We start from the raw sequence: 13,456 nt of genomic DNA, 5'->3' as shown, positions 1-13,456 counted from the left end.
CATCACGACAAACGCAATCAGAGGTCGCCGCAATTGTGGCGCGCGCGGATTGGAACGAAATGCGCAGCGCGTAGACGCAAGTGGTGTTGTTGCGGGGCAAGAGCACATGAGGAAGGTCGAGCCGCATCCCATCATTGCGAGCGAACCGAAGCAATCCACCGCACCGCATATGCGGACGCATGGATTGCCTCGTCAACGACGCGGGTTGAGCGGCCGGCACACCCGTTCACAACTCTGTTATTGCGACCTATCGCGCTCTTCACCTTCCTCAACTGGGCACCTCGCGCCTGTTGTTGTACCTTGGGCGGAGCAACTGCACGATCGCCAGGAGGAATTTACATGACCACCGCCGTGTTCAACCGTCGCAACCTCCTCGCCGCTGGCGGCTCCGTCCTGGTAACCGGAGTTGCCGGGCTCATGTTGCCCGCCCGCGCGGAAGGCCTCGCACCGACCGATTCGATGTTGGGCGGGTCGAACAATTACCGCAAGGGTGCGCCGATCGTGGACCGGATCGGCAAGGGCGGCTTCTGGATGAGCGGCACCGTACGCCGCGCAGGCGACGGGGCTCCACTTGCCGGGCAGCGCATCCAGATATGGGCGCACACGACCGAGGGGCAGGAGCACGAGCCGCAGAGTCATGGAGCCACGCTCACCGACAAGAACGGGGCGTTCCGTCTCGAGATGCCGCAGATCATTCCCGTCTTTGGCCAACCGCATGGTCACCTCGCCTATGACAGCGGTGAATTCAAAACCGTCTTCCTGCGTCCCATCATGCGAAGCGCAAAAGATACCAGCCTGGAGGCGCACTTCGTGCTTCAGCCGGCCTGACCGGGTTGGGATCAAAAAGGATGAGATTGGCCCGGGTAACCCTGATCTGGGCCGCTCTTGTAGCCGCCGTTTGCGTGCCGATCGCCGCTGCAGCGGCGAGCCCGCTGCTCGCATGGCGCGGTCCGGTCTACATCCTGGCCGGATTCGCAGGAATTATCGCACTGGGTCTTGTGCTCGTTCAGCCTTTACTGATTGGCGGCTACTTGCCGGGACTGGCGGCCTATCGCGGACGGCGCGCACATCACTGGATCGGAGGCACGCTGGTCGTGGCGGTGCTGGTCCACGTCGGGGGCCTTTGGATCACCAGTCCGCCGGACATGATTGACGCCCTTCTCTTCTCATCGCCGACGCCGTTTTCGCCGTGGGGTGTGATCGCCATGTGGGCAATCTTCGCCGTTGCGCTTTTGGCGGCACTGCGTCGGCGATTGGGACTCCGACCGCGAACGTGGCGCATTGCTCACATGTCCCTTGCGGTGGTTATCGTCGCGGGGAGTGTGGTCCATGGCATGCTGGTCGAGGGGACGATGGAGATGGTGTCGAAGGCGGCCCTTTGCGCACTGGTCCTCGGCGCGACCATCAAAGTCATGGCTGACTTGCGGGTGTGGCGAAAGCGAGCGACGTCGCGCGCAGAGAGCATTGCGCGACAGTAAACCAGGCGGAATTGATAGCGATACGGATCATCGGAACGTATTCCGAGTTGGGTCACTTGAGCCTCAAATCGACCGCATCAGGCCGCCATCGACGCGGATGTTCTGGCCGGTGATGTAGGCCGCGCCGTCGGAGACGAGGAACGCGATGGTTGCGGCAATTTCCTCCGCCTTGCCGTAGCGCTTCATCGGCACGCTGTCGCGGCGCTCGTCGGTTGCCGGCAAGCTGTCGATCCAGCCCGGCAACACATTGTTCATGCGGACATTGTCGGCTGCGTAGCTGTCGGTGAACAATTTTGTGAACGCGGCGAGCCCGGCGCGGAACACCGCCGAGGTCGGAAACATCGCGCTCGGCTCGAATGCCCAGGCGGTGGAGATGTTGACGATTGTGCCGGATTTTTGCGCCTGCATGACCGGTGCGACGAGACGCGTCGGGCGGATCACGTTCATCAGATAGACGTCGAGGCCGGTGTGCCACTGCTCATCAGTCAGTTCCAGCACACCCGCGCGCGGGCCGTGGCCGGCACTGTTGACCAGGGCATCGATGCGGCCCCAGCGCGCCATCACGCCGTCGACGGCGCGCTTCAGATCCTCGTTCGAACGGTTGGAGCCGGTGAAGCCGATGCCGCCGAGTTCGCCGGCCAGCGCCTCGCCCTTGCCCGATGACGACAGGATCGCGACGCGAAAGCCATCGGCGGCAAGCCGCCGCAGCGCCCATGCCGCTGCCACCTGCGGTAACGAGTGCGACCTTCTCCAAAGCCATGACCTGATATCCCTGTGATGACGAACCTGGCGCAAGGTCTATCATCAGGGATCGCGGGACGCGACACCCGGTCTGCCGCGCAGTGTCGCACTACTTGCGGAATACCTGCTTTGAGCAGGCTTCGAACCGGGCGACGGGCCGGTCCATCTGCCACAGCTCGACATCATGGTGATCGACAAGACGGCTGGCCGATGTGATGGCCTGGTCGTCGTCGCTGCAATCCATGTTGACCACGCCGATGGATCGGCTGTGCGGTCCGACGATATAGGCGCGATAGGTCGTCATCTTTGCCTCCAGGGACTGCGCTCTGCTAGTGAGCTCGCCCGAATGTGGACAGGAGGACGTATGAATTCGAGGTGGGATACCCCGCTATGGTGTAAAGACGGAATAAGCGCCGCCAAATCACAGGGGATCACGCGGCGTCTCCGGCCCGCGTTGCGTCACCGGATCAATTGACGCATGGTGACCGTCGGCCCTCCATCCTATCCTGACCGCATGACATCCCTCCTCCGATACCTAGTCATCGCTGCCGTGCTGCTGGTCGCCGGTCCCACGCTGGCGCAGACGCCCTCCATCGTCGTTGCCTCTACGACATCGACCGAGCAGTCCGGCCTGTTCGGCTATCTCTTGCCGCGCTTCACGCAGGCGTCGGGCATTGCCGTGAAGGTGGTCGCTGTCGGCACCGGTCAGGCGCTCGACATCGGACGGCGCGGCGATGCCGATGTCGTGTTCGTGCACGATCGCGTGGCCGAGGACAAATTCCTGGCCGAGGGCTTTGCGACCAAACGGTATGACGTGATGTACAACGATTTCGTCATCGTCGGTCCGAAGGCCGATCCGGCGCACATTGCCGGCGACAAGGACGTCGCGGACGCCTTGCGCAAGATCGCCGCGACGAAATCCGCCTTCATCTCGCGCGGCGACCACTCCGGGACGCATGAGGCCGAGTTGCGGCTCTGGAAGGATGCCGGTGTCGATCTCGGTTCCGCGAAGGGCCAGTGGTATCGCGAGATCGGCCAGGGCATGGGTCCGGCGCTCAACATGGCGTCGGCGTCGAATGCCTATGTGCTATCAGACCGCGGCACGTGGCTGTCATTCAAGAATCGCGGCGAGCTCGCCGTGCTGACCGAAGGCGATAAGCGACTGTTCAATCAGTACGGCGTGATGCTGGTCAATCCGGCAAAGCATCCGACGGTGAAGGCCGCCGACGGACAGGCCTTCATCGACTGGCTGGTCTCGCAGGCCGGGCAGTCGGCCATCGCCGGCTACAAGGTCGGCGGCGAGCAGCTATTTTTCCCCAACGCCGCGCACTAGCAGAAACGCGATCGTGCTGACGCTGACGCTCAGCGCAAGCAGGATCACACCGAGGCCGAGACCGAGCGCCAGTTCGCCCTTGCTGGTTTCCAGCGCGATCGCGGTCGTCATCGTTCGCGTATAGCCGCTGATATTGCCGCCCACGATGATGATGGCGCCGACCTCCGCGATGGCGCGGCCGAAGGCGGCGAGGAATGCGGTGAGAAGCGAGGCGCTGCCGAGCGAGAACAGCAGCACAAGGCTGCGCAGGCGGGACAGGCCGTCGGTGCGTATCAGGTCGGCGTATTCCGCCCACAGCAGCGCGACCGGACGATGCACCAGCGCGACCACGATCGGCGTGGCCAGGATGACCTGCGCCACCACCATCGCCGTCGGCGTGAACAACAGACCGGCGAAGCCCAGCGGTCCCGAACGCGACAGCAGGAGATATAGCCCGAGCCCGACCACCACCGGCGGCAGGCCGAGACAGGCATTGGCGAGCACGATCACCACCTGCCGTCCGCGAAATCTGGTTATCGCAAGCCAGCCGCCGATCGGCGCGCCGATCAGAAGCGCGAGCAGGCTCGCCAGCAGGCTGACGCGCAACGACAATGCGACGATCCCGAGCAGCACCGGATCGCGACTGGCGATCAGTGACGCTGCCGCCGTGATGGACTGTGCGAAGTCATTCATGTTGCGGAGCGATCAATCGCTCAGGCCGGTGCGCCGTTCTTGAGCAGCTTCGTCACGGCCGCGACCAGTTCGTCGGGCGAGAACGGCTTGTTCAGCAGCACGCTGTCCGCCACGCCCCGGGTCGGCCACTCGTCGCCGCCACCGCCGGTGATGTAGAGCACCGGGAATGACGGATCGATCTCGCGGGCGCCGCGCGCCACGCGCCAGCCGTCGAGCCGGCCAAGCAGGCGGATGTCCGTGACCAGGGCACTGTATTTGGTTCGGAACGCCTTCAGCAGCGTCAGAGCTTCCTCGCCCGAGCCTGCGATCGCCGGCTCATAGCCGCCGTCCCTCAGGGCGTCCTCTACCATCATCTGAAGATCACGATCGTCTTCGATGACGAGAATGATCGGCACGTCTTGCAAAACCTATCCCCCAGTAACCAGCCGGGTGCGCCCGGCTCGCGAGCATACGCAGAAAATAGTGGCTACCGTTTGCACGGCATCCCCAGTAAAAATACGGGTATCAGACGCGTCCCTATTCGTCGGCGAATTCGTCTTCTTCGTTGACCCCCGCTTTACCCCGCGGGGCCGGCTTTCTGCCGCCGAGCGATCCTGTGACATAAGGTTCGCGCGTTGCATAGGGGTTACGTCCGCCGGCGCGTGCCGCGACCTCCTCGCCGGAGACGGCGGCCGGCTGGCAGATCAGGCGCCGGCTCGCCCGGCGCATCAGATCCACATGGATGTGGTCGTAGTGATAGACGTTGGAGCCTGGCGCCAGCACGGTGGTGAATTGCTGGCACGCGGCGGCCTGGATGTCGCGCAGGAAGCCCTGCTCTTCCGGCAAGCCCTTCCAGCCATCCTTGACCGAGATGCGGCGGCCGTCGGCGAGCGTGAAGGCTGCGATATCGAGCGCATTGCCGAACGCGTGCTCGGAAATATGCGCGTGCGAATTGCCGTTCATGCCGCGGCAGGAATAGGCCGAGATCTGCTTGATCTCGACGACCCGCGCGCCGAACCAGCGCTGCGCCGCCGGCTGCACGGAATCGGCGAGCCAGCGCTCGAGCACCGAGACGATCGGGCACGCCAGCGTCGCCGCCGGCTTCACTGCGACCGGGCCGACCGTCATCACCGGGTTGCCGCCTGACGGACCGAGCCGTGGCGGCGGCGCGCCTGATGGCTGCTGGGAATAAGGCGCCGGCGAGTAAGGCGCGGCCCCACTGTCGCGCCGTTGATTGGACGGCAGGCCCGGATAATAAGGTCGCTCACCGCTTGAGTCGGGCGAGCCGTCAGGCGGCAGTTCGATCTCGTCCTGTTGCGGTGGAACGCCAGGCGCCGACAGCGAGACCGGCCCGTTCGGCTGGCTGCCATAGTTCGGCTGGCCGACCGCCTGATCGGAGTATGGCGCCTGCGCGGGCGGCGGGGGTTGCCGGTTGATCGGCCAACGCGGCTGGTTGCCGACCGCGGCTGGCGGACGCAGGCTGTCGTCGGCAAATCCGTAGGCCGGACTGGCTTCGCCGAGAGCGGCGACCTTGAGCGGGAACTCGGCGCCGCAGACACCGGGCCCGGAGATCGGATCGATTCGGACGAGGTCGGCGCTTTCCTTGACGGCGCCGGATTTCAGGCAAGCGGCCTCAGCCTCGGCCCGCCACGGCTCGCGCTCGGCGGTCTGAAACAGACCGCGCCCGCAACCAGCAAGCGACACAAGGACAAGGGAGCCGACGAGATACAAACGAACTCCACGCGTCATGGCGCGGAGGTTCTGCGAATTTGATTAAAGACTCTTCAACGCAATTCGACGCGTTGATTTCAACGCCCCTTAACCATGCGCTGGAACCCGGCCGAGCAAGTCGCGCGCTGCCGGGATCTATCTCCATCACTGGGTGTAACGAACGACGCCCTTGCCGCCATAGGACGACGTGACGTCGGAGAACTCGCCTTCGAAGGTCAGCAACCGCCCGGAAGGACCCACAAGCACTGTCAGGTTCACAGGTCCCCGGAATATATTTGGGGACGCTTCAAGGCCTTGATTCGACGCTGTTTTGATCCGGGCGCCGCAATGCGGCATTGCCAGGGAACAGCGGGCCGGACAGCAACGCTGACTTTTTCGACCAGGAACCGATTGCTAGCTTCAGCGTTAATGCGGGCAGCGTTGTGAACCAAGGGAGCCCCCCCAATGGATTTCGCGAGTCCTCTGCTGAGCAAGCTGAGCATTGTGGCCGCGTACATCGCGTTCGCCTTCGTCGGCGCCATCATTCTCGGCGTGTTCTAGGACATTCGGCTCCTAGGACATTCGACTTGGCATTGAGTTCAGCGCCCGGCGGTCCCCCCGCCGGGCGCTTTGCGTTTTTGGCGACACACACCCACCCCGTCATCCTGAGGTGCGAGCTCTTGCGAGCCTCGAAGGATGCACGGCCACAGTCGGGCCGTCGATCCTTCGAGACGGCCGCTGCGCGGCCTCCTCAGGATGACGGGACGACGGATCAGGATGACAGGTCAAAGAGCCACGTCGCGCCATCATCTCAAAAATTCGAGCAGCTCGATCCGGTGATGCCGCCGATCGTGAAATCGTGGCAGACCAGGCCGGGATTGTCGGGATCGGGATAAGCCGTCGTCGCGATGGCGCGGCTCGCGGATGGTGTGGCTGAAGCGCCAGCCCCGCGCACGCATGCAGCGCTCCTATTGCCGCGACGCCAGCAGCTTCGATGTGTGTCGAATTATTTTTGGATCGGCGCGAATTCGAAGCCACGGATTTTATCGGCCTTCAAGGCCGTCACAATGATGTCGTCCACGATCAACGTGCTCTTGGCGTAGGTCAGGCGGAACGCGTGCGCTGCGCCGACGGCCTCCGGCCGCATCCTGACATCGATCAGAGCCCGATAGTTCTTGATGCCCGGGATGTTGTCAAAATAGTTGATGACTGAGTGTTCCTCATCGATGCAGTCGAGCGTCCGCATGATGTAGACAAACCAGAAATCGGGACCAGGATTCGGCGCATCGCCGTAGTCGACCTCGACCTTCTGGAATACGAAAGCGTCCAGATCGAGCTTTTCGAACAAGACCTTCAGGCGATCCGAAATCAGCCAAATGCCAAGCGTGACTGGTTCCGCATCCAGGAATGCGGAACTGGCGCTCTTACGCTCGAATCTGAACTGCGGCGGCTCGGAGAAATGCAACCCGCGAAAGGCCTGTTCCGGCCGCGGGAAGAAGCCCTTCATCTGCTCCTTCTTGTTCACCCATTTAGGATACTTCGACTTACTGGCGACCTTGAAATCGACCTCAAGCGAGTAATAACTCTGCGCTTCCTGAGCCGCGCGCTTGCCCTGATCGGTCAAGAACATCTCCTGCGACAATGCCGCGCGCTGCACGAGAACCTCCACTGCGAGAATGCGAAGGGCAGCGCCCGTGCCTGCGGTTCTTGCTGCTTCGCGCACAGTCGCCCGGTGCTACAACAAGCAAAATCAATACCCGCGATAATTGGCTGCATCTCTGAATGTGATGCCTTTCAGACCCTGTCTTCGCTCATCGCCTGATGTCGCATTGGCCCATAGGCAGACCATCAACGATCACCCGATTTTGCAACCAGAACAGATTGACCGTTTGTAATTTTCGTTATCCAAGAAACAAATTGTTACACGCGCGGCGATGATCTTGCACATGCGCTCCCGATTGCGCCAACGCTTCGATAACGGTGAATCAAAAATTCGAGCAGCTCGATCCGGTGATGCCGCCGATCGTGAAATCGTGGCAGACGAGGCCAGGATTGTCGGGATCGGGATAGAAGTCGTCGCGACGGCGCGGCTCGCGGATGGTTCGGCTGAAGCGCCAGCCGCGGGCGCGCATGCAGCTCTTGTATTGCCGCGACGTCGGCGTGCCGTTCTGCGGCGCGCCGAACTGCGCATCGCAGAATGCGGTGTCGACATGCAGCGCGTCGTCGCCGCGCCGCTGCTTCAGCATGTTGGTGTAGATGTCGTTGTCGGCATGGGCGGCGACGGCGCTGCCGGCGACAAGCAGTAGCGCGACCAGGCTCAAGCGTTTCATGTTTGCCTCCATCGCTTGCGGAAGAGCGTTGACCTCCGTCGGTCGCGCGCGACAAAGCCTCAGGTTCGAAGGCATTCGGTTACAAATTGGACAGCCGCGTAGTCAGGAGCGCGGCTCGCCCTACGTGACATCGATCACGGAAGCCGGCACCGACAGCGCGTAGCGTCCGGATCAATCGAACCCGGCCGCCCAACGCCCACGGAGACTGTCATGAAGACATTCGTTGCGATCGCCGCGCTGCTGATGGCCACCACGTCAGCCCGTGCCGGCGGCTCCGGCATCACCTTCCAGATCGACGGCCAGCGCATCCATGTCGAGGCGCCGCGCAATTGTAGCGCGCTATCCTGCATCCGCATCTCGGCGCCGGGCTATAACGGCACGATCGGCAACATCAACCTCAAGGGTCTCGGCTCGAAGTCCAACGATGATGACGATGTGTCGTCGTCGGACGCCCCGCCTGCAGCGCCACCACCTGCGCCCGCTCCCGCGCCTGCGCCGGTGCAGGCCGCCGCGCCGCAGCCGGTGCCGGCCGCGCCGGTTGCGACGGTGGTCGCGCCTTCAGCGCCTCCTCCGCCCCCGTCAACGGCGGTTGCGACGGCAGCCCCTGCGCCGGTCGAAGCCGCTCCCGCAGCGCCTGCCCCCGCCCCGGTCGCGGCACAGCCGGCACCACAACCCGCTCCCATTGCCGCCGCCCCGGCACCGACCGGACCGGTCGGCGTCTGGGTCACCGAAGAGAACAAGGGCAACGTCCGCGTCGAAGCCTGCGGCGCCAATCTGTGCGGCTATTCGGTGAAGACCAGCGAACGCATCCTGATCAACATGAAGCCCGACGGCAGCAAATGGAGCGGCCGCATCCACGATCCCGACTCCGGCCGCGACTACGACTCGACGATCGCGATGAAGGGCTCGAATGCGATGCGCGTGCAGGGCTGTGCCTTCGGCGGCATGTTCTGCGGCGGCCAGACCTGGAAGCGGGTCAGCTAGGCCGCTACTTCGAGATCCGGCCTGATGTCCGCCACCTGCGAACGGTGAGCGGACATCTGCCCTTGAACGCCACTGCCACAAGCCGACAGCCGACGATGGCTCATAACTGCCGATGGTCGCTTCATGTGGATCGTCGGAAGCGCTATAAGACCAGCATTGTCGAGATTGAATTGAACCTGCGGGCGGCTCGCGATGGCGTTGACGGCTCTTGAGCTCGGTCTCCGGGGAGCGGTGGTCGCACTGTTCCTGGTGGTTTGCGCGGTGCTGCTGCTGCGCTATGCGGCGGTGCACCGCGCCGCGAGCCTGGGTGCTGCGATGGGCGCGGCCGGCGCGGCCTATGCGATCACGACGGCGCCGTTCTTTCCCGCCACATCATTCGGCTGGAGCTCACCGTTCGTCGCCTTCGCCATGGGCTCTCCCGTGATTTTCTGGCTGTGGGCGCGCGCGATGTTCGACGAGCAGTTCGTCTTGCGGCCCTGGCACGCTGCCGTATGGACGCTCCTCGCCGGCCTAGGCGTTGTCAGCCACAATTGCTTGACGATCTGGCCCGATGTCGCCAGGACGTGCGGCCGCATGCTCGCGCTGGCGACGATCGCCTTCGCCGTGCTCGGGGTCACGCAAATTCCGAAGGGCTGGCGCACCGCCGTGACGACGGCGCGCGGCCGGCTGTTGATCGCGCTGGTGATCGGCGTCGGCCTGCAGATGGTACTCGCGGCCGCGGCAGGGCTGGCGGCAATTCCGACGCGGTCGATCAGCCTGAACGCCGCGCTCGGCCTGGCTACATTCGCGCTGATGTCGATCTGGATGATGCTGTTCGATCCGCCCGTCGGCCAGCCGGCCGCGGCCGGCACCGGCGGCCAGGCTGGCCGGGCGTCCGGATCGTTCGAGCCTAATGGCCCGTCACCCCAGGACCGCGCGTCGCTCAATCGCCTCAACCATTTGATGACCACCGAGCGCGCCTACCGGCAGGAGGGACTGACCATCGGCCTGTTGGCGGCGCGGCTCGGGATGCCGGAATACCGGCTGCGCACACTGATCAATGACGGGCTCGGCCACCGCAACTTCAACGCCTTCCTCAACCGCTATCGGCTCGACGAGGCCAAGGCGGCGCTCGCCGATACCAACCAGGCCGAGGTGCCGGTGCTGACGATTGCGCTCGATGCCGGGTTCCAGTCGCTGGCGCCGTTCAACCGCGCCTTCAAGGCGGACACCGGGCTGACGCCATCAGAGTTTCGCCGGCAGGCGGCTGCCGCGCCAACCGCTGATACGGCGGAAATTGCCCGCTCGGAGTGAGAATTCTCTCCTCGATTTCAGAAATCGATAGGCCTGCAGCACCACAATCTGCCTCACTGTTGTCGACGCATGCACGGATCGTGCGGCGGCGCGACACGGCAAGCGGAGTTTCAACGCCCGATGAAGCACTTCCTCAACGCGGCCAGGCTATTGGCCCTCGACCTCGCGTCGACCCTGGTCTTTCTTGTTCTGTTCCTGCTGACCCACAACACCGCGCTCGCGGTCGGCCTCGGCATCGCGTTCGGCGTTGCACAGATCGGCATCCAGCTCATGCGCGGGAAGCGGATCGACGCCATGGAGTGGCTGAGCCTGTTCCTGGTCGTCGCGGCCGGCTCCGCGACCCTGATCACCCATGACCCGCGCTTCGTGCTGTTCAAGCCGAGCATCATCTACGCCATCGTCGGCGTCGTGATGCTGAAGCCGGGCTGGCTCAACCGCTATCTGCCCGAGATCGCGCAGACCGTCGTGCCCGATGTCGCCGTCATCGTCGGCTACGCCTGGGCGGGTCTGATGTTCGTCTCCGCCGCGGTGAACGCCTTCGTCGCGCTGACCTGCGAGATCACGACATGGGCGATCGTGATGCCGATCTATGGCATCGTGAGCAAGATCGTGGTGTTCCTCGGCGGCTTTGCCGTGATGCGCTTCACCGCCAGGCGCCGCATCCGCGCCATGCCGGAGGCCCAGCGCGAGGCCGTGCTCGCGCTCGAGGGAGCTCCGGCGACGGCGACGCCGTAGCCGCTGACGTACCCGCCCGGGGCGTGGTGGACGAAACAAATGGGGATGCGACGAAACCATTTTGCGGTGCGGACGAAGAATTGCTGAAACCGGGCCTCCGTAGTCATGCCCCCGGCAACGCGCTGCTTCGGCGCGATCACCACAAGGGGGACATCATGGCTTTCACCGCTTCCGCGCGCCGTCACGGCAAATTGCTGGCGGCAACCGCGTTCACGCTCGGTCTGTTGACCTCGGCGTCCTATGCCTACACCGACGAGCAGCAGCAGATGTGCACCGGCGACGCGATGCGGCTGTGCAGCTCCGAGATCCCCGACGTCGATCGCGTCACCGCCTGCATGGTCCGCCAGCGTGCGCTGCTCAGCGACGGCTGCAAGGCGGTTTTCCACTACGTGCCGCCGGCAGCGGGCCCGCAGCCCGCGAGCTTCACGCCCGCGGCCAAGCCGACAAAACCACTCAACATCACCCCTCACAAGCGCGGCTAACCAAACCCCGACTGCGACCAAGCACCGTGCTTCCCGCGAGGGAGCGCGGTGCTTGATCGTTGCAGCCTGCCATGACAACAAGGCGGGACCGTTCATTCGGCATTCAGCCGGACGCGGCTCAATTGCGAGCCCCAAGTGCCTCCCGGGAATCGTTGGTGATGCGCCGCACCTTCCTCTTTGCGCTTCTGCTTGGCGTCGGCGTCACGATCGGTTGGCATACAACAGCCGATGCCGCGCCCGACCTGATGCAGCTTGCGCAAGCGCAGCCGGCGCCTTCGCCTGCCCCGGCGCCGAGCGCGACACCGGCCGCACCTGCAACACCTGCTCCGGCCGCGACGCCGCAGGCCACAGCGCCCGAGCCGATCGGCAACGTCGCGACGCTGACCGGCAACGCCACGGTCATCCGCAACAACGCCACGACGCCGCTGCAGATCCGCGACGACATCTTTGCCAATGACGAGGTCGCGACATCAGCGACCTCCTCGCTCGGCATCACCTTCAACGACGGCACCACGTTCAACCTGCGCGCCAACGCCAGGATCACGATCGACAATTACGTCTATGAGGACGGCGGCCAGCAGAACAGCGCGCTGTTCAACGTCGGCAAGGGAACGGCGGCCTTCGTCGCCGCCGCGGTCGCCAGGACCGGCGACATGAAGATCTCGACGCCGACCGCGACGCTCGGCATCCGCGGCACCACCGGCCTTGTCGAGGTGCCCGAAGGCGCGACCGCGACCAGCAACAATGTCGGCATCAAGCTCTATCCCGACGCCGACGGGCATGTCGGCCGCATCGAGGTCAACGACCACAGCGGCGCCTCGCTCGGCGTGCTGACGCGCGGCGCGAGCGGCTTTGCGATTCGTCCAGGCAGCGGCGGCGCCCGCTTCGCCGCGGTGCCGCTGACGATCTCGCCGCAGCAGATGACGCGCGACCAGGGTTTTGTGCGCCAGGTCCACAGCGCGCAGACGCTGGGCCGCCAGGTGGTGTCCGAGCAGCGCGACTTCCGCCGCGCCAATCCCGACTTCCGCAGAGCCAATCCGGCCGCGCCCTATCCGAACCGCGGCCAGCCGGTGCAGCCGAACCCGCAGCGCCAGAACGGCCTGCCGGGCCAGAACCGCAATGCTCCGCAACAACCGGGTCAGCAGAATCGCCCAGGCCAGCCGCAGCAGCCCGGTCAGCCGAACCGTCCCGGCCAGCCGCAGCCACCGGGCACGCCCGGCCGGCAGGGCTCGCAGCAACAGCCGGGCACGCAGCAGCAAGGCGGCGCGCAGCACGCGCTGCCCGGCCAACCCGGCGGCGCGACGCTGCCGCGCGCGCCCGGTGTCCAGACGCCGGCCGGACAACAGCCTGCGGGTCAACAGCCTGCGCGCCAAGAACCTGCACGCCAAGGCGGCGCGACGCAGCCCGGCGGACAACAGTCGCCTGCACGTCAGGGCGGCCTGCAGCCCGGCCGCACAGCGGCGCCGGGCGGCGTGCGCCAGCCCGGACAACCGGCGGCTCAGCCGGGTCAGCCAGGCATGCCGCGACAAGGCACGGCGCAGCCGGTGCCGCAGGCACCCGGCCAGATCCGACCCGGAATCCAGCAGGCCGCACCGGGCATCCGCCCCGGCATGCAACGGCCCGCACTGCAGCCACGCCCCGGCTTCGTGCAACGGCGCGCACCGCCGCCGCGCGCGGCAAAGCCGCCGCCCAAGGACAAGCGCCAGTAGCTGAACGAAT

15 protein-coding genes and 1 pseudogene are annotated in these 13,456 nt (G+C 65.0%); 8 read left to right on the top strand and 8 right to left on the bottom strand.

Annotated features, from left to right (window positions below; genetic code table 11):
• Positions 1 to 339 precede the first annotated feature (339 nt).
• A complete protein-coding gene (locus HAP54_RS25050; protein WP_166304576.1) occupies positions 340 to 828 on the top strand; it encodes a Twin-arginine translocation pathway signal in 489 nt (162 codons plus the stop codon).
• Between the two features lie 20 nt (positions 829 to 848).
• Entirely contained in the window at positions 849 to 1,478 is a 630-nt protein-coding gene (locus tag HAP54_RS25045) for a ferric reductase-like transmembrane domain-containing protein (RefSeq protein ID WP_166304573.1), read from the top strand.
• 63 nt (positions 1,479 to 1,541) lie between these two features.
• Here the strand turns inward: HAP54_RS25045 and HAP54_RS25040 are convergent.
• Together HAP54_RS25040 and HAP54_RS25035 are read right to left on the bottom strand one after the other, a co-directional pair.
• Positions 1,542 to 2,238 (bottom strand): annotated as a pseudogene (locus HAP54_RS25040) (SDR family oxidoreductase).
• Between the two features lie 90 nt (positions 2,239 to 2,328).
• Positions 2,329 to 2,523: a hypothetical protein gene (locus HAP54_RS25035; RefSeq protein ID WP_166304567.1), complete on the bottom strand. Its 195-nt coding sequence runs from the start codon at positions 2,521 to 2,523 to the stop codon at positions 2,329 to 2,331.
• Between the two features lie 210 nt (positions 2,524 to 2,733).
• Between HAP54_RS25035 and HAP54_RS25030 the strand changes: the two genes are divergently transcribed.
• The gene (locus tag HAP54_RS25030; RefSeq protein WP_166304564.1) at positions 2,734 to 3,552 is read left to right on the top strand and encodes a substrate-binding domain-containing protein; all 819 of its coding nucleotides are present in this window, start codon (positions 2,734 to 2,736) and stop codon (positions 3,550 to 3,552) included.
• Here HAP54_RS25030 and HAP54_RS25025 read toward each other — a convergent pair.
• The 6 genes from HAP54_RS25025 to HAP54_RS25000 form a co-directional block, all read right to left on the bottom strand.
• Entirely contained in the window at positions 3,526 to 4,224 is a 699-nt protein-coding gene (locus HAP54_RS25025; RefSeq protein ID WP_166304561.1) for an ABC transporter permease, read from the bottom strand. The genes HAP54_RS25030 and HAP54_RS25025 overlap by 27 nt on opposite strands.
• Positions 4,225 to 4,244: 20 nt before the next feature.
• On the bottom strand, positions 4,245 to 4,628 hold the full coding sequence (locus HAP54_RS25020; RefSeq protein WP_029078940.1) for a response regulator: 384 nt from the start codon (positions 4,626 to 4,628) through the stop codon (positions 4,245 to 4,247).
• Between the two features lie 112 nt (positions 4,629 to 4,740).
• Complete coding sequence (locus HAP54_RS25015) at positions 4,741 to 5,952, bottom strand: extensin family protein (RefSeq protein ID WP_166304558.1); 1,212 nt, start codon at positions 5,950 to 5,952, stop codon at positions 4,741 to 4,743.
• A gap of 772 nt (positions 5,953 to 6,724) precedes the next feature.
• Positions 6,725 to 6,868: a hypothetical protein gene (locus tag HAP54_RS25010; protein WP_166304555.1), complete on the bottom strand. Its 144-nt coding sequence runs from the start codon at positions 6,866 to 6,868 to the stop codon at positions 6,725 to 6,727.
• Positions 6,869 to 6,919: 51 nt separating this feature from the next.
• The gene (locus HAP54_RS25005; RefSeq protein WP_224741796.1) at positions 6,920 to 7,636 is read right to left on the bottom strand and encodes an imm11 family protein; all 717 of its coding nucleotides are present in this window, start codon (positions 7,634 to 7,636) and stop codon (positions 6,920 to 6,922) included.
• 262 nt (positions 7,637 to 7,898) lie between these two features.
• Positions 7,899 to 8,243 (bottom strand): hypothetical protein, encoded by a 345-nt coding sequence (locus tag HAP54_RS25000; protein WP_166304552.1) that lies wholly within the window; start codon positions 8,241 to 8,243, stop codon positions 7,899 to 7,901.
• A 210-nt stretch (positions 8,244 to 8,453) separates the two neighbouring features.
• Between HAP54_RS25000 and HAP54_RS24995 the strand changes: the two genes are divergently transcribed.
• The 5 genes from HAP54_RS24995 (at position 8,454) to HAP54_RS24975 (ending at position 13,446) form a co-directional block, all read left to right on the top strand.
• The gene (locus tag HAP54_RS24995) at positions 8,454 to 9,227 is read left to right on the top strand and encodes a DUF2147 domain-containing protein (protein ID WP_166304549.1); all 774 of its coding nucleotides are present in this window, start codon (positions 8,454 to 8,456) and stop codon (positions 9,225 to 9,227) included.
• 192 nt (positions 9,228 to 9,419) lie between these two features.
• A complete protein-coding gene (locus HAP54_RS24990; RefSeq protein WP_166304546.1) occupies positions 9,420 to 10,520 on the top strand; it encodes a helix-turn-helix domain-containing protein in 1,101 nt (366 codons plus the stop codon).
• Between the two features lie 120 nt (positions 10,521 to 10,640).
• A complete protein-coding gene (locus HAP54_RS24985) occupies positions 10,641 to 11,255 on the top strand; it encodes an inner membrane-spanning protein YciB (protein WP_166304543.1) in 615 nt (204 codons plus the stop codon).
• Positions 11,256 to 11,410: 155 nt separating this feature from the next.
• Positions 11,411 to 11,737, top strand: coding sequence for a hypothetical protein (locus HAP54_RS24980; RefSeq protein ID WP_224741797.1), 327 nt, complete (start codon positions 11,411 to 11,413; stop codon positions 11,735 to 11,737).
• A gap of 158 nt (positions 11,738 to 11,895) precedes the next feature.
• Positions 11,896 to 13,446: a FecR family protein gene (locus HAP54_RS24975; protein WP_166304537.1), complete on the top strand. Its 1,551-nt coding sequence runs from the start codon at positions 11,896 to 11,898 to the stop codon at positions 13,444 to 13,446.
• The last annotated feature ends 10 nt before the right edge of the window (positions 13,447 to 13,456 follow it).

The organism is Bradyrhizobium sp. 2S1 (assembly GCF_011516625.5).
GTDB classification, from domain to species: domain Bacteria; phylum Pseudomonadota; class Alphaproteobacteria; order Rhizobiales; family Xanthobacteraceae; genus Bradyrhizobium; species Bradyrhizobium septentrionale.
Note: the sequence above shows the minus strand (reverse complement) of the source record. Positions and strands in the feature narration are given on the sequence as shown.

Bases quoted from the DNA above. Each gene is read 5' to 3' on its own strand.
- HAP54_RS24975 (WP_166304537.1), top strand. From the start codon at position 11,896: ATGCGCCGCACCTTCCTCTTTGCGCTTCTGCTTGGCGTCGGCGTCACG.
- HAP54_RS25050 (WP_166304576.1), top strand. From the start codon at position 340: ATGACCACCGCCGTGTTCAACCGTCGCAACCTCCTCGCCGCTGGCGGC.
- HAP54_RS25015 (WP_166304558.1), bottom strand. From the start codon at position 5,952: ATGACGCGTGGAGTTCGTTTGTATCTCGTCGGCTCCCTTGTCCTTGTG.
- HAP54_RS25030 (WP_166304564.1), top strand. From the start codon at position 2,734: ATGACATCCCTCCTCCGATACCTAGTCATCGCTGCCGTGCTGCTGGTC.
- HAP54_RS24985 (WP_166304543.1), top strand. From the start codon at position 10,641: ATGAAGCACTTCCTCAACGCGGCCAGGCTATTGGCCCTCGACCTCGCG.
- HAP54_RS25035 (WP_166304567.1), bottom strand. From the start codon at position 2,523: ATGACGACCTATCGCGCCTATATCGTCGGACCGCACAGCCGATCCATC.
- HAP54_RS24995 (WP_166304549.1), top strand. From the start codon at position 8,454: ATGAAGACATTCGTTGCGATCGCCGCGCTGCTGATGGCCACCACGTCA.
- HAP54_RS24990 (WP_166304546.1), top strand. From the start codon at position 9,420: ATGGCGTTGACGGCTCTTGAGCTCGGTCTCCGGGGAGCGGTGGTCGCA.
- HAP54_RS25025 (WP_166304561.1), bottom strand. From the start codon at position 4,224: ATGAATGACTTCGCACAGTCCATCACGGCGGCAGCGTCACTGATCGCC.
- HAP54_RS25045 (WP_166304573.1), top strand. From the start codon at position 849: ATGAGATTGGCCCGGGTAACCCTGATCTGGGCCGCTCTTGTAGCCGCC.
- HAP54_RS24980 (WP_224741797.1), top strand. From the start codon at position 11,411: ATGGCTTTCACCGCTTCCGCGCGCCGTCACGGCAAATTGCTGGCGGCA.
- HAP54_RS25000 (WP_166304552.1), bottom strand. From the start codon at position 8,243: ATGAAACGCTTGAGCCTGGTCGCGCTACTGCTTGTCGCCGGCAGCGCC.